We start from the raw sequence: 17,999 nt of genomic DNA, 5'->3' as shown, positions 1-17,999 counted from the left end.
CAGCCCTTCCCTTGCGGCTACTTGAAGGGGATCGGCGGATAGCACTTGAACGCGGACGACACCCGGTACGCCCCGTCCTTGAGCTGCGCGAGCGCCCCGCAGCCGAACGACTCGGTGCGCCCGCGCGGCAGCGCCCGGTCACCGACGAGCGTCCCGGTGTCGGAGAAGCCGTTCGCCGCCTTCTGGAACGACGCGACAGTCAGCGCCTTGCCCGCCTTCTTCGCGATGGAGAGGAACAGGTCGGCGCTCATGTAGCCCGTCATCATGTGCATGTTGAGGGGAATCTCCTTGCCCCCGGAAGCCTTCTTGATGTCGGCCTTGAACTGCTTCATCTCGGGCGTGGACGCCTCGAACGGCTCGAAGGACAGCAGCACGTGCACCCCGTCGAGCGCCTGCTTCGTCGCCTTCTTGGCGAGCAGACCGGGGTCGTAGTCCGTCGGGTCGGTGATCACACCCTTGTACCCGGTGCGCTTGACCGCCGTGAACAGGCCGATGTTGTACGGCGTCTGCATCACGGAGACGACCACGTCCGGCGCCTTCCCGCCGTCGCTGCGCAGCAGTTCCTTCGTGTACGCCGACCAGTCGCTCGGCACGGCCGTCGCGGGCACGGTCGCCTTCGCGTACGACACCTTGTAGCCGGCCGACTTGAAGGACTGCTTGTACGTGCGGATGGCGAAGGTGCCCGCGTCGTTGTCGTTGGCGAGGATCGCGACGGTCTTCCCCTTCGCCCCGCCCGTGACCTTCTTCAGGCCCTCCGGCCAGGTCTGCGAGATGGTGCCGCCCGGCATCGGCACCATGCAGCCGCCGTAGCCGTAGATGTACGTCGGTCCGCAGAACGACGGGAGCGTGCCCCAGCCGAAGGTCGGCACCTTCTGCTTCTGGAGGAAGTCCGCGCCGGAGAACGTCACCGAACTCATCGGCGAGATCGCGAACACCTTGTCCTGCTGCACGAGTTTGCGGGCCGCGGCGAGGTTCTTCGCGGGGTCCTGGCCGTCGTCCTCCGCGCCCAGGTAGTCGATCGTGCGGCCGTTGATGCCGCCCTCGGCGTTGGCCCGGTCGAAGCGGGCCTTCGCGCCGAGGTCGGTGTCCTTCTTGCTGTAGCCGCTCGACGTCGTCATGGAGACGATGCCGCCCACCTTGATGCTGTCGTCGGTCACACCTCGGACCGAACTCCCTTGGCCGCCGGCGGAGTTGTTCCCGCTGTCGGCGGTGGAGTTGCAGGCGGTGGCGAGCGCGAGAGCTGCCAGGGTGGCGGTGATGACGCGGATCGGTCGCGACACGGTCGGTCCCCCTCCGTCGGAGTGAGGGTGATTCTGTGTCCGACCTGATGAACCGTCAATAACTGACGCCTAATCAGCCCTCCGGCGATTGAGGAGCGGGGTCCGGGGCGGAGCCCCGGGTCACAGCGTCCCGTACAGCGCGTCGACCTCCGCCGCGTACGCCTGCTCGATCGCCTTGCGCTTCAGCTTCAGGGACGGCGTGAGCAGCCCGTGCTCCTCGGTGAACTGGTGCGCGAGGATCCGGAACGTACGGATCGACTCGGCCTGCGAGACCAGCGTGTTGGCCGCCACCACCGCGCGCCGCACCTCCGTCTCCAGGTCCGGATCGCGCACCAGGTCCGCCGGGGACATCGACTGCTTGCCGCGCATGCCGAGCCAGTGGTCGACGGCCTCGTTGTCGAGCGTCACGAGCGCCGCGATGTACGGGCGGTCGTTGCCGACGACCAGGCACTGCGCGATCAGCGGGTGGTCGCGCACCCGCTCCTCCAGCTGCTGCGGCGAGACGCTCTTGCCGCCGGAGGTCACGAGGATCTCCTTCTTGCGGCCCGTGATGGTGAGATAGCCGTCCTCGTCGAGGGAGCCCAGGTCACCCGTGGCGAGCCAGCCGTCGTACAGGGAGGCGTCGGTGGCCTTCGGGTCGTTGAGGTAACCCTGGAAGATGTTGCCGCCGTAGATCCACACCTCGCCGTCGTCGGCTATGTGCACGCTGGAGCCGGGTATCGCCTGGCCGACCGTGCCGTAGCGGGTCTGCTCGGGCGGGTTCGCGGTCGCGGCGGCCGTCGACTCGGTGAGGCCGTAGCCCTCGTAGATCGTGACGCCCGCGCCCGCGAAGAACAGGCCGAGTCGCCGGTCCATGCCGCTGCCACCGGACATCGCGTGCCGGACCCGGCCGCCCAGCGCGGCGCGCACCTTGGAGTAGACGAGCTTTTCGAAGACCGAGTGCTGCATGCGCAGCGAGGCGGAGGGGCCAGGGCCCGTGCCGAATGCTTTCGCCTCCTGTGCGTCCGCGTACTTCACGGCGCACTCGATGGCCTTCTCGAACGGTCCCGACTTGCCCTCGTTCTCGGCCTTCCTGCGGGCCGCGTTGAACACCTTCTCGAAGATGTACGGCACGGCGAGGATGAACGTCGGCTGGAACGACTGCAGGTCGGGCATGAGCGCGGACGCGCGCAGCTCCGGCTGGTGGGCCAGCTTCACGCCGCCGCGGATCGTCGCGATCTCCACCATGCGCCCGAAGACGTGGGCGAGCGGGAGGAAGAGCAGCGTCGACGGGGTGCGGTCGCGCTTGGAGGAGAACACCGGCTCCCAGCGCGTGATCATCGTGTCGGCCTCGTACATGAAGTTGCCGTGCGAGATCACGCAGCCCTTGGGCCGGCCCGTGGTGCCGGAGGTGTAGATGATCGTGGCCGTCGACTCGGGAGTGATCGCGCGGCGGTGCCTGTGCACCGTCTCGTCGTCGATGTGGGTGCCGGACGCGGTGATCTCTTCGGCGGCGCCGCCGTCGAGCTGCCACAGGCGGTGCAGATGGGGCAGCCGCCCGATGACCGTGGCGACGGTCATCGCGTGGTCCTCGTGCTCCACGATCGCCGCCGACACCTCGGCGTCGTACAGCATCCAGAAGACCTGCTCGGCCGAGGACGTCGGGTAGATGGGGACGACCTGGGCGCCGATGGTCCACAGCGCGAAGTCGAACAGCGTCCACTCGTAACGGGTGCGCGACATGATCGCGACGCGATCCCCGAACCGGATGCCCTGCGCGAGCAGCCCCTTGGCAAGGGCCATCACCTCGTCGCAGAACTGGGCGGACGTGACGTCCTGCCACTTGTCGTGCCGGTCCTTACGGGCCAGGGCTATATGCCCCGGTGTGTCCAGGGCATGGTCGAACACGGCGTCGGCCAGGCCGCCGACCAGCGGCGCCGACGCCACAGGGGGGTTGGTGAACTCACGCAAAGTTGCTCCTTGTGGCGCTCCGCACAGCGTCGGTGACGGTACCCGACCTGGGCCTCCGGCGGGAGTGCCTGCAACGAGCAGAAGGTGCGCGGAATTTGCACAGGTCAGACGTTTATAACGGGCCACATCGGGTGGAGCTGGGCAGAATACTTACGCGACAGTAAGTTTCGGGAGCGTAATCTCCCGGCCCTCTTCACGGGCCTCCATTGGATCTGTGCAAAGAGGTCACCGTCGACCGGCGTCCGCGTTTTTAGACGGAGTAGTCGGTTCCGGTGGACGCTACCACTGCCTCGTTAACGCGCACTCCGATGCAGCCGGTCCCCGCCCGCCAGGACCGCCTGCGCGAGCGCCCGCGCGGGCTCGCTCTCGCCCCGCGTCGCGCTGCGCACCACGAAGTCGACCTCGCCCAGCTCCGGAAGCCCCACCCGGTCCGGCACCCGCACCAGGCCCGGCGGGATGAGGCCGTGCGAGTGGGCCATCACGCCGAGCCCGGCCCGCGCCGCCGCGACGAGACCGTTGAGCGAGCCGCTCGTGCAGGCGATCCGCCACGCCCGCCCGTGCCGCTCCAGCGCCTCGAGGGCCAGGGCTCGCGAGATCCCCGGCGGCGGGTAGACGATCAGCGGGACGGGCCGGTCCTGGTCGATGCGCAGCCGCTCCGAGCCGATCCACACCAGCCGGTCGTGCCATACCGACTCGCCGCGCGGATCCTCGGGGCGCCGCTTCGCGAGCACCAGGTCCAGCTTCCCCGCGTCCAACTGCTCGTGCAGCGTCCCCGACAGCTCGACCGTCAACTCCAGGTCCACCTCGGGGTGCTCGGCCCGGAACGACTCCAGGATCTCGGGCAGCCGGGTCACCACGAAGTCCTCCGAGGCGCCGAACCTGAGCCGGCCGCGCAGCCGCGTCCCCGTGAAGAACGACGTCGCCTGCTCGTGCACCTCCAGGATCCGGCGGGCGAATCCGAGCATCGCCTCCCCGTCCTCCGTCAGCTCCACGGAGTGCGTGTCCCGCGTGAACAGCGTGCGCCCGGTCGCGTCCTCCAGGCGCCGCACATGCTGGCTCACCGTCGATTGCCGCAGGCCGAGGCGGCGCGCGGCCTGCGTGAAGCTCAGCGTCTGCGCGACGGCGAGCAGGGTCCTGAGCTGTCCGGGGTCGTACATGCCACGAACCCTAGCCCCGCTCATCACGCGACGCGATCACAGTAAGAGCGGTATGCAGGATTCCCGATCACGGCCCGGAGGTGGACGATGGAGAGGGCACGACCTGAACCGAGAGCAAGGAACCAATGAAACGCCTGACCTGGCCGAGCTGGATGCCGATCGACCCGTACATCCTGGCGTTGATCGCGACAGTGGGCCTCGCCGCACTGCTCCCGGCCCGAGGGGCCGCCGCCGATGTCGCGTCCGGCGCCTCCACAGCAGCCGTCGCCTTCCTCTTCTTCCTCTACGGGGCGCGCCTGTCGACCCGTGAGGCGATGGACGGACTGCGCCACTGGCGGCTGCATGTCACCGTCCTCGCCTGTACGTTCGTGCTGTTCCCGCTGCTCGGCCTCGCGGCCCGCGGCCTGGTCCCGGTGCTGCTGCCGCAGAACCTCTTCGAGGGCCTGCTCTTCCTCACCCTCGTGCCGTCGACGATCCAGTCGTCGATCGCGTTCACCTCGATCGCGCGCGGCAACGTCCCGGCGGCGATCTGCGCGGGCTCCTTCTCCTCGCTCGCCGGCATCGTGCTCACGCCGCTGCTCGCGGCGGCGCTGCTCGGCAACAGTGGCGGCGGCTTCTCCGCCGACTCGCTCGTCAAGATCGTGCTGCAACTGCTCGTGCCGTTCCTCGCGGGCCAGTTGCTGCGCCGCTGGGTCGGCGGATTCATCTCACGCCACAAGAAGATCCTCGGCTACGTCGACCGCGGCTCGATCCTGCTCGTCGTCTACACCGCGTTCAGCGAGGGCATGGTCCAGGGCATCTGGCACCAGGTCAGCGCGGTCCGCCTCGCCGGACTCCTGGTCGTGGAGGCGGTGCTGCTCGCGATCATGCTGGCGGTCACCTGGTACGGCGCGAAGGCACTCGGCTTCAACCGCGCCGACCGCGTCGCCATCCAGTTCGCGGGCTCGAAGAAGTCCCTCGCCTCCGGACTCCCCATGGCGAGCGTGCTGTTCGGCGCGCACGCCTCGCTCGCCGTGCTGCCGCTGATGCTCTTCCACCAGATGCAGCTGATGGTGTGCGCGGTCATCGCGAAGCGCCGCGCGAAGGACGCCGAGGAGACCACCGGGCACGAACAGCCGGTCAGTTCTTCAGAGGGCCGAGCCGAAGAGACACGAACCGCGGTCGGTACAGGGACACGTTCCGGCTGAGCTCGGCCTGCGCGGCGGCGGGCGCGGCGTCCAGCCAGTTGACGTCATAGCTCAGGACGAGCCTGCCGCCGCCGCTCAGCGCGGGGTGCGCCTGCGGGTTGTACGCAGCGGTGTGCGAGGGCGTCGCACCGTCGCGGGCGTCGCGGGGGAGCGGCGGCGTGAACGCCTTCGCGGGGCCGTGCCAGGGCCCGGTGGGCGAACAAGCCCAGTACGAGGTGACCTTCGTCAGCCCCTCCGCGCCCGCCGCCGTCGTGAACAGGACGTACGTGTCCGCGTCCCGCACCACCGTGAAGGCGGTGCCCACGCCGCGCCGCTCGCCGTCGCCGAGGACCGGCGCGGCGCGCGTGCCCCACCGCTCGCCGTCCCAGTACCGCCACGCCTTCGGGGAGCCGAACCGGCCGACCGGCACGCGTGCCACGTACGCGCGGTGCACGGCCTTCTCCCCGTCGTCGGCCCCGAACACGTAGGTCCAGCCTTGGTGATCCACGGCCGTCGTCCCGTACAGCACGCGCCGCGCCGGGTCCCCGATCTGCCGCTGGTCGAGGACCTGGGTGATGCCTTCGAGGCGCAGGTCGGGCAGCGACAGGGTGGCCACCTCGGTCGCGTTCGGCACCCCGTAGACGTAGGGTCCGGCGCCCTTCGCCCGCGTCCACAGCAGCACCCGTACGACCTTCTCGCCGCCGCTCTCCTCGACGCGCGCGGCGACCGGCCAGCGCCACTCGCCTGCGGCGGTGTCCGGGAACAGTGGCGCCGCGATCGTCCGGTCGAGACGTCCCGAACCGTCCGTCACCACCGCGGAGTTGCGGACGAACGGCGCGTCGGCGGTCCGCCAGGGATGCGACTGCCCTGCCGGGTTCGGGGGCCGGTTCACGGCGCCCAGATACGTGTCGGAGAACAGCCACAGCAGCCGTCCGTCCGGCAGCCGCACGGAGTGCGTGCCGTCGCCGCCGGTCCAGTCGTCGAGCCGCTCGGCGTCGTCGCCGTAGCGGGCGAACTCGCCGGTGAGCCGGGTGTCCGCGGACCACGAGGCGACGCCACGGGGCCCGCAACGAGCGTCGCCCTCCCGGTCGGGGAGGGCGACGAGCGTGATCAGTACGAGGACGAGGGCGGCGAGCAGGGCGATCAGCGGCACCCTCGGCCCTCGCCGGCCGCGTCGCGTCGACTCCCGCTCATGACCCCGCATGCGAGGCGACGTTAATGGGCGCGGTGCGGTTGGTCCACAATCCAGCCCCGCCGGCGTTTGAGGCGCGGGGTCCGGGGCGGAGCCCCGTGGCGTCAACCCCGCGGGGCCGATTCACGAGCCTGTCCGCGACGCCACGTCCACCGCTTCCGAGGCGGCCGGCCGCGGCGCCGCACCGAGCCGCGAATGATGCCGCCCATACCGGAGGTACAGCACGGCGGCCCCCGCCAACCACACCGCGAACAACGCGTACGTCGACAGATGCAGCCCGTACAGCAGATACGCACACGCGCCGAGGCTCAGCAGCGGCGTCACCGGATACCCCGGCACCCGGAAGCCACGCGGCAGCGCGGGCTGCGTGCGGCGCAGCACCATCACGCCCACCGACACGACGGCGAACGCCACGAGCGTGCCCATGCTGGTGAGATCGGCCAGCACGTCGAGCGGGACGAACGCGGCGAGCGCGGTGATGCCCGCGCACACCACGACCGTGTTGCGCACGGGCGTCCTGGTGCGCGGGGACACCTTCGCGAACAGCGGCGGGAGCAGCCCGTCGCGGCCCATCGAGTACAGGATGCGGGTCTGTCCGTAGATCGACACGAGCGTGACACTGAAGATCGAGACGACGGCGCCGCCGGCGAACACCAGCGCCGGCCAGTGCGCGCCCGTGACGTGCTCCAGGATCTGCGCGAGCCCGGCCTCCTGCCCGCTGAACGAACGCCACGGCTGGGCGCCCAGCGCGGTCAGCGCGACCGCCAGGTACAGCGCGGTGACCACGCCGAGCGAGAGCAGGAGGGCCAGCGGCACCGTGCGCCGCGGATCGCGCACCTCCTCGCCCGCCGTGGAGATCGCGTCGAGCCCGATGAACGAGAAGAAGATCCCGGACGCCGCCGTGCCGACCCCGGCGATCCCCAGCGGCAGGAAGGGGTGCAGCCGGTCCGCCTCGAACCCGGTCAGTGCCACCGCCACGAACAGCAGCAGGACGAGCACCTTCACGGCCACCATCACCGCGTTCACGGCCGCCGACTCGCGCGCCCCGCGCACCAGGAGCAGACAGCACAGGCCGACCAGGACCACGGCCGGCAGATTGACCAGACCGCCGCTGCCGGGCGCCGCCGACAGGGCGTGCGGAAGGCGGATCCCGAACAGCAGATCCGTGAACAGGTTCAGATACTCGCCCCAGCTGACGGCGGTCGCCGAGGCCGCGACCCCGTACTCCAGGAGCAGACACGCACCGACCGCGAAGGCGACGCCCTCGCCGAGCGTCGCGTACGCGTAGGAGTACGAGGATCCCGAGACCGGGATCGCGGACGCCAACTCGCAGTAGCAGAGCGCCGTGAGGCCCGCGGCGATCGCGACGACCACGAACGAGAGCAGCACGGCGGGCCCCGCCTGCGGCACCGAGGTGGTGAGCACGAAGAAGATGCCGGTGCCGACGGTGCAGCTGATGCCGAGCGCGGCCAGCTGCCACAGGCCGATTGAGCGGTTCAGGCGCGCGCCGTCCTCGGCGGCGCCGGCGCTCTCGCCGCTCTCGGCGAGCAGGTCCGCCACCGGCTTCTTGCGCAGGGCGACGGAGAGCAGGGGCGGTCGGTCTGGGGCCACGGGCACATCCTTGGGCTCGGTGGAACGGACAGGGGTGGGTCAGTCGGTGACGCGGAGGGTGGTGACGTCCGGGTCCGGCGCCCCGCGCACATGGCCGCCGGGGGCCCGCGCGGTCTCCTGGAAGAAGGCGACGTGCTCGGCGGTGAGCACCTCGCCGGGCAGCACGTTCGGGATGCCCGGTGGGTACGCGGCCAGGGTGTCCGCCGAGACACGTCCGATGGCCTCGGAGGCGGGCACGAGGCGGCTCGGCCCGAGGAACGCCTCGCGCACGGTGGCGCGGACGGGGCCGGGATCCGGGAGCCGTAGGGCAGTCAACTCGCTTGCAGCACCGTCCAGTTGGGGCAGGGCATGCAGCGCGTCCACGAACCGTTCCGCGTCCGGTGTGCTGCCCGCGCCGACGACCGCGACGATCGCGGAGGCCGTGGCGACCTCGACGAGGACGCGGTGCTCCCGGAGAAGGCGGCCCCGCGCCTCGTGCCCCGCGATGCCCCCGGCCGCCGTCCCGATGGCGACCCGCAACGGGTCCACACCGACGACATCGGGGAAGCTCCCGGTGAACTCGTCGCTCACGACGGGGAATCGGCCCTCCGCACGGACCCGGTCGCGGATCTTGTCGGCGCACTCCACGGACTCCCGGACCCGCCCCGGATCGGCCGCGAGGGACTGCCGGGCCAGGTCGAGCGAGGCGAGCAGCAGGGCCGATGCGCTGGTGGACTGCGTCAGGTGGAACACCCGCTGCACCAGCGGTTCGAGGACCGCGCGGAACGGTCCTTCGCCGAGGTGCAGCATCGCCGCCTGGGTCAGGCTGCCGGCCAGCTTGTGCGTGCTGGACACCACCAGGTCGGCGCCGAGCGACAGCGCGTTCGCCGGTACGGACGGGTGGAAGCCGAAGTGGCTGCCCCACGCCTCGTCGACGATCAGCGGCACCCCTGCCGTGTGCGCGACGTCGGCGAGCGCCCGCACATCGGCGACGGCGCCGAAGTAGCTGGGCGTCACCACGTACGCGGCGGCCGCGTCCGGCGCCCCGGCGAGCGCCCGCTCCAGGTCGGCCGCGGTCACCCCGTGCGCGATGCCCAGGCCGTGGTCGACCGACGGCTGCACGAAGTGCGCCCGCATCCCCGACAGGACGAGGGAGTCGACGACGCTGGAGTGGACGCTGCGCTGCACCACCAGCGTCTCGCCGAGGGTGCGCGCCACGAGTCCCGCGATCCGGTTGCCCTGGGAGGCGCCGCCCGTGAGGAACCAGGTCCGCGCGGCGCCCCAGGCGTCGGCGGCCAGGGCGAGCGCCTCGTCCATGGGGGTCGGCGCGGCGCCGAGGTCGAGCCCTTCGAGCAGCGGCGGGAAGTCCATCCGCAGCACGTCCGCACCGAAGGTGTCGGCGAGCTGCGGGAAGCGGTCGGGCTGCGCGGAGTGGCCCGGCACGTTCAGCCGCAGCCAGTCGTCGGCCGCGCTCTCGCGGACGGCGGTGGCGTAGGGAGCCCGGCCGTGGTCGTCAGGGTCGTAAGCCAGTTCTCGTGTCACGCCGCTGACCCTGGCAGCCGGGAACGATCAAGAGAACAGAAGAATTTCTTGTAAGGGGGCAGATTTCATCAATAACCTGTGGCGGTGTTGGATCTCCGTCACCTTTACGTCCTGCGTGCGATCGCCAGAGAAGGATCGCTCGCCGGGGCCGCGCGCTCGCTGCACTACAGCCAGCCCACCGTCACCCACCATCTGGCCACGCTGGAGGGTCACTTCGGGGCCCGGCTCGTCGAGCGCGGCCCGCGTGGTGCCACGCTCAGCGAGGTCGGCCGCGCCCTGCTGCCGCACGCCGAGGCGGTGGTGCGCAGGCTCGGGCGGGCCGAGGACGAGGTGCGGGCGCTGCTCGGCGGCGCGGAGACGGTGCTGCGGGTCGGCGCGTTCCCCACGGCGAGCGCGCTGCTGCTGCCGCGCGCGGTGCGCCAGATCGCCGAGCAGGGCGTCACCTTCGATCTGACGGAGGGGGAACTCCCGGCGCTGCTCGACCTGTTGCGCCGCGACGAACTGCACGTCGCGCTCGTCTTCACCCAGCCCGACGACCCGCTGACCCTGGACGACGGCATCACGCTGCAACCCGTCCTCGACGACCCGCTCGACCTCGTGCTGCCGCCGGAGCACCCCTGCGCGCGCCTCGACCGGGTCCCGCTGAAGGCGCTGCGCGAGGAGCCGTGGATCGTGGGCACCACCGCCTGGGACCCGTGCGACCGGCAGCTCGACCGGGCCTGCGGGGAGGCGGGCTACCGGCCGCTGACCGCGCTGCGCTCCGACGACTACGGCGTCATCCAGGGCCATGTCGCCGCGGGCGCGGGCGTCGCCCTCGTGCCCCGGCTCGCCCTGAACTCGCCGCGCGCCGACATCGTCGTACGCCCCGTCGACGGCGCGCGCCTGGCCCGCCGCATCTCCGCCGCGACCGTCGGCCCGCCCCGCAGGCGCGGCGCGCACGACCTGGTGGCGGCCGTGCGCACGCAGGCCGACCGGATCGCGGCGGACTGGCGGGAGGCGGCCTGAGGTCAGCCGCCCCGGACCCGGTCGAGCGGCAGCCACAGCACGTCGCCCCCGCCGGAGGTGACGCGGACGTCGTCGATGGATCCGGTGAAGTACGCCCGGCTGTCCATGCGTTGACCGATGTGGACCCCGAACGGCGAGTTCCGGCTCACCGATCCGGGGACGTCGGCGGCTTCGGCCACCTGCGCGTCGTCGACGGAGAGGGTCAACCGACCGTCACCGCGCCGGAGTTGGAGCCGGTGCCAGTTGCCGTCGTTGTACGCGGACGCGGACTGCACCGTCACAGTGCTGGGGGCCGCGGCCCCGTCCCGTACGGTGATCAGGCCGGTGATCCGGCCGGCGGCGGGCTCGGCGCGCAGGGTCACCTGGGGCTGCGAGGCCCCGGTGCCGCCCAGGGAGAGCAGCGGCTGCTCACCGCTCGTCGCGCTGTAGCGGAACCACATCGATGCGCTGAACTCCCGTGCGCCCAGGCGCAGTCGGTCGCTGTACGGAAGGCGTACGGCGTCGTCCGTGCCGTCGAAGGAGAGCGCCCGCCCGGTCGGGCCGCCGGTTTCGGTGGGCCCGCCGAGCACGGACGCGTCGCGTGCCCCCGGCACCCGGTCGTCCGTCGTCGGGTCGGGGCCGCGCCGCTCCTTCAGCCAGTCGAGCGTGAACCGGGCGAAGCGGATCTCGTCGCGGGCGTCCACGGCCCCGCCCTCGTACAGCAGCCCCACATGGTCGCGGTCGGCCCGCACGAGGTCCGAGTAGCCCGACCAGTCCGTGGTCACGACGGTGCCCCGGTCGAAGCTCTCCCAGGTGCGCCCGCCGTCGTACGAGGAGCGGATCATCATGGTCCGCCGCCGGTCGGGGTCGCCGGGGCACGCGAGCAGCAGCCGGCCGCCGTCCTTGCCCACGGGCAGGGTCGAGGCCTGGACCTGCGGCGCGTAGAGGTCCGGGAGCGCGGCGAACGGGCGGGCGAAGGAGTCGCCGCCGTCCCGGCTGAATGCCTGCGTGCGGTGGCCGAGGTCGGTGCCGTCCTGCTCGCGCCCGCTGACGTGGACCGTGCCGTCGGGCAGCTCGGCGAGCGCCATCTCGGAGGGCTTCTGCCGGAACGTGCCGTCGTCGGCGATGGGCCAGGAGTCCTTCGCCCCGACCCGCCAGTGCTCGCCGCCGTCGTCGCTGACCATGAGGGCGGCGTGGTTCGCGGAGACACGGCTGCCGTTCCACGTCTCGGCGTTGACGGCGAACACGAGGCGGCCGGGGTGGCGTCCCCGCGTCAGCTGGATGCCGTGCGAGGGGCCTGTCGCGTACCAGGAGTTGAAGTCGTCGGGCAGCAGCTCGTCGCTCAGATCGCGCGGCGCCGACCAGGTGCGGCCGTCGTCGTCGCTGTGCTGCATGTGCGGGGTGCGGTCGCACGGCACGTCGCAGTTCTTGCCGTCCGTGCGGCCCGTGTTGTACGTCTCCGCCAGCAGGATGCGGCCGGTCCTGCGGTCCACGATGGGCGAGGGGTTGCCGTGGGTGTCGCCCGCGCCCTCGTTGACGACCTGGAGCGGCGACCAGGTACGGCCGCCGTCCTCGGACCGTTTGACGACGATGTCTATGTCGCCGGCGTCGGTGCAGTCGTTCTTCCGTCCTTCGGCGAAGGCGAGAAGGGTGCCGCGCACCGTCTTCACGACGGACGGGATCCGGTAGCAGGCGTACCCGGGATCCTGCCCGGGCCTGAACAGCACCTGCTGCTCGAAGGGTGGCCGGCTGTTCGGCGCGGCCTGCGCGAAGGTCTGCGCCGGGAGCGCGGCGGCGACCGCGAGCGCGGCCACCAGCAACGATCTCGGACCGGTACGGACGGATCTTCTGTGCATGGCGCGGCCCACCCTTTCGGGGTCGTCCGGACAGCCGACATCCGACGTCCTACGTCCTGCGTGCGGGCCACAGACGCTACGGGGGTGTCCCGGCGCCCCACAAGAACCGCGGCGGCTGCGTGTCAGGGGACGAGCACGACCTTCCCGAGGTTGGCCCGCCCCTCGATCACGGCATGCGCCCGCGCCGCGTCCTCCAGCGCGAACTCCCCGTGGACCACGGGCTTCAGATCACCCGTCAGGAACAGCTCCCACAGCTCCGTACGCCACCGCTCGTACGTCCGCGGCCGTCCCCGCGCGATGAGCCCCATCTGGAAGCCGATCACCGACTTGGCCCCCACCAGCAGGTCGTACGCCTCCACGGTGCCGCCGCCCGAGCTGTACGCCACGAGCCGCCCGTGCGGCGCGAGCGCGGCCACCGCGGGCTTCAGCAGCGCCCCGCCGACCGCGTCGAGCACGTAGTCGACGGGCTCGCCCCAGGACCCGGCCTCGTACGTCACCACGTCGTCGGCCCCGAGCGCGCGCACGAAGTCCGCCTTGCCGGCGTCGGAGACCGCGGCCACGACCCGCCGCGCGCCCCTCGACCCGGCCAGTTGCAGGGCCAGATGACCCACCCCGCTCGCCGCCGCGGTCACCAGCGCGGACTCGCCCGGCTCGGGCCGCGCCGCGTGCAGCGCCCCGTACGCGACGAGCCCGCTGCGCACGAGCGCCACCGCGTCGACCGCGCTCGCGCCGTCCGGCACCGGCGAGGCCATCGCGGTGTGCAGCAGCGCGTAGTCGGCGTAACCGTGGCCGAAGACGAGGCCGGTGACCCGGTCCCCGGTCGCGTATCCCGTCACGCCCTCGCCGAGCGCGACCACCTCGCCCGCGATCTCGCCGCCGAGCGCGATCGGCTCGGACGCCTCGCGGACCTTGCGGACGACGGGCAGCGTGACCCCGACCGCCTCGGCGCGCACGAGGAGTTCGCCGGGGCCCGGTTCGGGAACGGGCGCCTCCTCCAGGAACAGGACCTCGGGCCCGCCACTGTGCTCGTACCGGACACGACGCATGGACGTGCCCCCTCCGCGTACCGTCGAATACCGTTGGGACTCCCAATGAATCCCGGTGGACCCGACAGTACGCGGATTTCATTGGGGAGACCAACGTTTTTTCGGTACGGTGACCGCATGAGCGCACCGAGCCCGCCACCCACCGCCCCCGGCACCATCCGCGATCTGCCCAGCTGGCTGCTCGGCCGGGCCGCCGCGCGCGGGCGTGCGCTCGTCGCCGACGCGCTCGCCGAACAGGGGCTGAGGATGTGGCACCACGTGGTGCTCAGCGCGGTGTCCGACCAGGGGCCGGTCGCCCAGGCCGACCTCGTGCGCGGCGTCGGGCTGGACCCCAAGGACATGGTCGGCGTGCTCAACGACCTGGAGGCCGCCGGCCTCGTCGAGCGCGCGCCCGACCCCAGGGACCGGCGCAAGAACGCGGTCACGATCACGGCCGAGGGCCGCCGCCTCGTCCGCACCTGCGCGGCGGCGGCCCGCGCCGCGAACGCCGAGCTCCTCGCGCCGCTTTCGGCACGGGAGCGGGAACGGTTCATGGACATGCTGCGGCGGGTGTCGGGCGTGCCCGCAGCGGAGGACCGAAAAGCGGAGGACTGAAAAGCGGAGGACCGAACAGGGCCGGGTCAGCCGCGCGCGGCCGCGGTCTCCAGGGCGATCCGCTCCTCACCCGCGTACACGTTCATGGAGCTGCCCCGCAGGAAGCCGACCAGGGTCAGGCCCGTCTCGGCGGCCAGGTCCACCGCCAGCGACGAGGGCGCCGACACCGCCGCGAGCATGGGGATGCCCGCCATCACGGCCTTCTGCGCCAGCTCGAACGAGGCGCGGCCCGAGACCATCAGGATCGAGCGGGACAGCGGCAGCTCGCCGTTCTGCAGGGCCCGGCCGACGAGCTTGTCGACCGCGTTGTGCCGCCCCACGTCCTCCCGGATGTCGACGAGCCGGCCCTCCTCGTCGAAGAGCGCCGCCGCGTGCAGCCCCCCGGTCCGGTCGAAGACGCGCTGGGCCTCGCGCAGCCGGTCGGGGAGCGAGGCGAGCAGCTCGGGCGTGATCCGGACCGGGGGAGTGTCGGCGATCGGGAACCGGGCCGTCGTGCGCACCGCGTCGAGGCTCGCCTTGCCGCACAGGCCGCACGACGAGGTCGTGTAGACGTTGCGCTCCAGGGTGATGTCGGGCAGCTCGACGCCCGGCGTGGTGCGTACATCGACCACGTTGTAGGTATTGCTGCCGTCCTCCGTGGCGCCCGCGCAGTACACGATGTTCTGCAGGTCGTCGGCGGTGCCGAGGACGCCCTCGCTGACCAGGAAGCCGGCCGCGAGCGGGAAGTCGTCGCCCGGGGTGCGCATGGTGATGGCGAGCGGCTTCCCGTTCAGCCGGATCTCCAGCGGTTCCTCGGCGACCAGGGTGTCGGGCCGCGTGGAGACGTGCCCGTCCCGTATCCGGATCACCTTGCGTCGTTCCGTGACTCGTCCCATGGCACCCATTCTCCTGCACCGGTGGCACGCGGTCGTCGCCGACCTCCGTGTCCGTGTCCGGCGCTTTCGCGACGGGATATTGCCTACAGTATGGAAGCGGCCGGGGTCGTCGACAAGGGGGAGGCAGAAAGGGCTTCCCAACTCCCGTGTCACTCCCTTACGTTCGGGATCATGAGGCCCCCCGTCGCGCCGGCCGGCTGGAGCCGCTGGCTCGTTCCCCCCGCCGCGCTCTCCGTCCATCTCTCCATCGGCCAGGCCTACGCCTGGAGCGTCTTCAAACCGCCTTTGGAGTCGGCGCTCGGGCTGAGCGGCACGCAGAGCGCGCTGCCGTTCCAGCTCGGCATCGTGATGCTCGGCCTGTCGGCCGCCTTCGGCGGCACGCTCGTCGAGCGCAACGGGCCGCGCTGGGCGATGACCGTCGCGCTCGTCTGCTTCTCCTCCGGCTTCCTGCTCTCCTCGCTGGGCGCCGCCACCGAGCAGTACTGGCTGATCGTGTTCGGCTACGGCTTCGTCGGCGGCATCGGCCTCGGCATCGGCTACATCTCGCCCGTCTCCACGCTGATCAAGTGGTTCCCCGACCGGCCCGGCATGGCCACCGGCATCGCGATCATGGGCTTCGGGGGCGGCGCGCTCATCGCGTCCCCGTGGAGCGCCCAGATGCTGGAGTCCTTCGGCGCGGACAACGACGGCATCGCGTTCGCGTTCCTGGTGCACGGGCTCGCGTACGCGGTGTTCATGACGCTCGGCGTGCTGCTCATCCGGGTGCCCAGGACGCAGGCCCAGCAGGGCGCTCGACCGCGGGCCCAGCAGGGTGAGCGCACCGAGGAGGCCGTCGTCAGCGGCCCGCAGGTCTCCGCGAAGCAGGCGATCCGTACGCCCCAGTTCTGGTGCCTGTGGGTCGTCCTGACCATGAACGTGACCGCGGGCATCGGCATCCTGGAGAAAGCCGCGCCGATGATCACGGACTTCTTCGCCGGCACCAGCACCCCGGTGTCCGTCTCCGCGGCCGCCGGCTTCGTGGCGCTGCTCTCCGCGGCGAACATGGCGGGCCGCATCGGCTGGTCCTCCACCTCCGACCTCATCGGCCGCAAGAACATCTACCGCGTCTACCTCGGCGTCGGCGCCCTGATGTACCTGCTCATCGTCCTGTGGGGCGACTCGTCCAAGCCCCTCTTCGTGCTGTGCGCCCTCGTGATCCTCTCCTTCTACGGAGGCGGCTTCGCGACGATCCCCGCGTACCTGAAGGACCTCTTCGGCACGTACCAGGTCGGCGCCATCCACGGCCGACTGCTCACCGCCTGGTCCACCGCGGGTGTCCTCGGCCCGCTCATCGTCAACCGGGTCGCCGACAGCCAGGAGAGCGCGGGCAAGGACGGCGCCAGTCTGTACGGCCTCTCGCTCATGATCATGATCGGGCTGCTGGTCGTCGGCTTCGTCGCCAATGAACTGGTACGTCCCGTGCACGCCCGCCACCACGTAGTCCCCGCCCCCAGGGAGTCCGCAGATGACATCGACACCGCCGCCGGAGACCGCAAGGAGCGCGCCTGAGCGGCGCGGCCTGATCGCCTTTGCCTGGCTGTGGGTCGGGCTGCCGCTCGCGTACGGAGTGTACGAACTGGTGCAAAAGGCCACACAACTGTTCACCGGGTGAATCTCCGTGACCGGCCCGGCGGCGCCGGCGGAACTCCCCGCGGCTCCAGCGGAACTCTCCAAGTGAAACGGCACTTTCCTGTCACTGGACGCCACCGGTTACTCGTGAGTCGCTGACCAGACTGGAGGATCCGCAGCTCACGAGGGGGCCTCCATGGTCGGTTCGCGCATTGTCGGCATCGGGCACCACCAGCCCGCCAGGATCCTCACCAACGAGGAGCTGGCGGGCATGGTCGACACCAATGACGAGTGGATCCGCAGTCGCGTCGGCATCCGCACCCGGCACATCGCGGGCCCCGACGAGCCGGTCGACGAGCTCGCCGCGCACGCCGCCGCCAAGGCGCTGGCCGCGGCGGGCCTGTCCGCGGACGACATCGACCTGGTCGTCGTCGCGACCTCCACGGCCGTGGACCGCTCCCCGAACATGGCGGCCCGCGTCGCCCACCGCCTGGGCGTCCCGTCCCCGGCCGCGCTCGACCTGAACGTGGTGTGCGCGGGCTTCACGCACGCCCTCGCCACCGCCGACCACACACTGCGCGCCGGGGCCGCGACGCGCGCCCTGGTCATCGGGGCCGACAAGATGTCCGCCGTCACCGACTGGACCGACCGCTCGACGTGCGTCCTGGTCGGGGACGGGGCGGGCGCCGTGGTCGTCGAGCCCTGCGCCGAGGGCGAGGAGCCGGGGATCGGCCCGGTCCTGTGGGGCTCGGTCCCCGAGATGGGCGACGCCGTGCGCATCGAGGGCGAGCCGGCCCGCTTCGCCCAGGAGGGCCAGTCCGTCTACCGCTGGGCCACCCGCTCGCTGCCGCCACTGGCCCGCGAGGCCTGCGCGAAGGCGGGCCTCGACCCGGCGGACCTCGCCGCGGTCGTCCTCCACCAGGCCAACCTGCGCATCATCGAGCCTCTCGCGGAGAAGATCGGCGCCGTGAACGCCGTGATCGCCCGTGACGTCGTCGACTCCGGCAACACCTCGGCCGCGAGCGTCCCGATCGCCCTGTCGAAGCTCGTCGAGCGCGGCGAACTGGTCAGCGGGGCGCCCGCGTTGCTCTTCGGCTTCGGCGGCAACCTCTCGTACGCGGGCCAGGTGGTCCGCTGCCCGTGACGCGGTCGCGTACAT

At 71.6% G+C, this 17,999-nt stretch carries 15 protein-coding genes; 6 read left to right on the top strand and 9 right to left on the bottom strand.

Annotated features, from left to right (window positions below; translation table 11 throughout):
- Positions 1-17: 17 nt before the first annotated feature.
- From ACOKM3_RS10220 to ACOKM3_RS10210, 3 genes are all read right to left on the bottom strand, one after another.
- Positions 18-1,280, bottom strand: a complete 1,263-nt coding sequence (locus tag ACOKM3_RS10220) for an ABC transporter substrate-binding protein (protein WP_426899101.1) — start codon at positions 1,278-1,280, stop codon at positions 18-20.
- 120 nt (positions 1,281-1,400) lie between these two features.
- The gene (locus ACOKM3_RS10215) at positions 1,401-3,230 is read right to left on the bottom strand and encodes an AMP-dependent synthetase/ligase (RefSeq protein ID WP_426899099.1); all 1,830 of its coding nucleotides are present in this window, start codon (positions 3,228-3,230) and stop codon (positions 1,401-1,403) included.
- 293 nt (positions 3,231-3,523) lie between these two features.
- Positions 3,524-4,387 (bottom strand): LysR substrate-binding domain-containing protein, encoded by an 864-nt coding sequence (locus ACOKM3_RS10210; protein WP_426899098.1) that lies wholly within the window; start codon positions 4,385-4,387, stop codon positions 3,524-3,526.
- 125 nt (positions 4,388-4,512) lie between these two features.
- On the opposite strand from ACOKM3_RS10210, the gene ACOKM3_RS10205 reads away from it, so the two are divergent.
- The gene (locus ACOKM3_RS10205; protein WP_426899096.1) at positions 4,513-5,574 is read left to right on the top strand and encodes a bile acid:sodium symporter family protein; all 1,062 of its coding nucleotides are present in this window, start codon (positions 4,513-4,515) and stop codon (positions 5,572-5,574) included.
- On the opposite strand, the gene ACOKM3_RS10200 is transcribed toward ACOKM3_RS10205, so the two are convergent.
- From ACOKM3_RS10200 to ACOKM3_RS10190, 3 genes are all read right to left on the bottom strand, one after another.
- Positions 5,507-6,757, bottom strand: coding sequence for a DUF4185 domain-containing protein (locus ACOKM3_RS10200; RefSeq protein WP_426899094.1), 1,251 nt, complete (start codon positions 6,755-6,757; stop codon positions 5,507-5,509). The genes ACOKM3_RS10205 and ACOKM3_RS10200 overlap by 68 nt on opposite strands.
- 111 nt (positions 6,758-6,868) lie before the next feature.
- Complete coding sequence (locus tag ACOKM3_RS10195; protein ID WP_426899092.1) at positions 6,869-8,356, bottom strand: APC family permease; 1,488 nt, start codon at positions 8,354-8,356, stop codon at positions 6,869-6,871.
- A 39-nt stretch (positions 8,357-8,395) separates the two neighbouring features.
- Positions 8,396-9,877, bottom strand: a complete 1,482-nt coding sequence (locus ACOKM3_RS10190; RefSeq protein WP_426899090.1) for an aminotransferase class I/II-fold pyridoxal phosphate-dependent enzyme — start codon at positions 9,875-9,877, stop codon at positions 8,396-8,398.
- Between the two features lie 84 nt (positions 9,878-9,961).
- Between ACOKM3_RS10190 and ACOKM3_RS10185 the strand changes: the two genes are divergently transcribed.
- Positions 9,962-10,882: a LysR family transcriptional regulator gene (locus ACOKM3_RS10185; protein WP_426899089.1), complete on the top strand. Its 921-nt coding sequence runs from the start codon at positions 9,962-9,964 to the stop codon at positions 10,880-10,882.
- Positions 10,883-10,884: 2 nt separating this feature from the next.
- Here ACOKM3_RS10185 and ACOKM3_RS10180 read toward each other — a convergent pair whose 3' ends face one another.
- Entirely contained in the window at positions 10,885-12,717 is a 1,833-nt protein-coding gene (locus ACOKM3_RS10180; protein WP_426899087.1) for an exo-alpha-sialidase, read from the bottom strand.
- A 122-nt stretch (positions 12,718-12,839) separates the two neighbouring features.
- Entirely contained in the window at positions 12,840-13,763 is a 924-nt protein-coding gene (locus tag ACOKM3_RS10175) for a quinone oxidoreductase family protein (RefSeq protein WP_426899085.1), read from the bottom strand.
- A 117-nt stretch (positions 13,764-13,880) separates the two neighbouring features.
- Between ACOKM3_RS10175 and ACOKM3_RS10170 the strand changes: the two genes are divergently transcribed.
- Positions 13,881-14,357 carry a MarR family winged helix-turn-helix transcriptional regulator gene (locus ACOKM3_RS10170; protein ID WP_426899083.1) on the top strand — a complete coding sequence of 159 codons (477 nt, stop codon included), beginning with the start codon at positions 13,881-13,883 and terminating at the stop codon, positions 14,355-14,357.
- Between the two features lie 26 nt (positions 14,358-14,383).
- Here ACOKM3_RS10170 and fdhD read toward each other — a convergent pair whose 3' ends face one another.
- A complete protein-coding gene (gene fdhD, locus ACOKM3_RS10165; RefSeq protein ID WP_426899081.1) occupies positions 14,384-15,232 on the bottom strand; it encodes a formate dehydrogenase accessory sulfurtransferase FdhD in 849 nt (282 codons plus the stop codon).
- A gap of 171 nt (positions 15,233-15,403) precedes the next feature.
- Between fdhD and ACOKM3_RS10160 the strand changes: the two genes are divergently transcribed.
- From ACOKM3_RS10160 to ACOKM3_RS10150, 3 genes are all read left to right on the top strand, one after another.
- Positions 15,404-16,780: an L-lactate MFS transporter gene (locus tag ACOKM3_RS10160; RefSeq protein WP_426899079.1), complete on the top strand. Its 1,377-nt coding sequence runs from the start codon at positions 15,404-15,406 to the stop codon at positions 16,778-16,780.
- On the top strand, positions 16,737-16,883 hold the full coding sequence (locus ACOKM3_RS10155) for an MFS transporter small subunit (protein ID WP_327660694.1): 147 nt from the start codon (positions 16,737-16,739) through the stop codon (positions 16,881-16,883). Before ACOKM3_RS10160 ends, ACOKM3_RS10155 begins: the two co-directional genes overlap by 44 nt.
- A gap of 153 nt (positions 16,884-17,036) precedes the next feature.
- Positions 17,037-17,984 carry a beta-ketoacyl-ACP synthase III gene (locus ACOKM3_RS10150; protein ID WP_426899077.1) on the top strand — a complete coding sequence of 316 codons (948 nt, stop codon included), beginning with the start codon at positions 17,037-17,039 and terminating at the stop codon, positions 17,982-17,984.
- The last annotated feature ends 15 nt before the right edge of the window (positions 17,985-17,999 follow it).

The organism is Streptomyces nidicola (assembly GCF_050106155.1).
In the GTDB taxonomy this organism is placed as follows: Bacteria; Actinomycetota; Actinomycetes; order Streptomycetales; family Streptomycetaceae; genus Streptomyces.
Note: the sequence above shows the minus strand (reverse complement) of the source record. Positions and strands in the feature narration are given on the sequence as shown.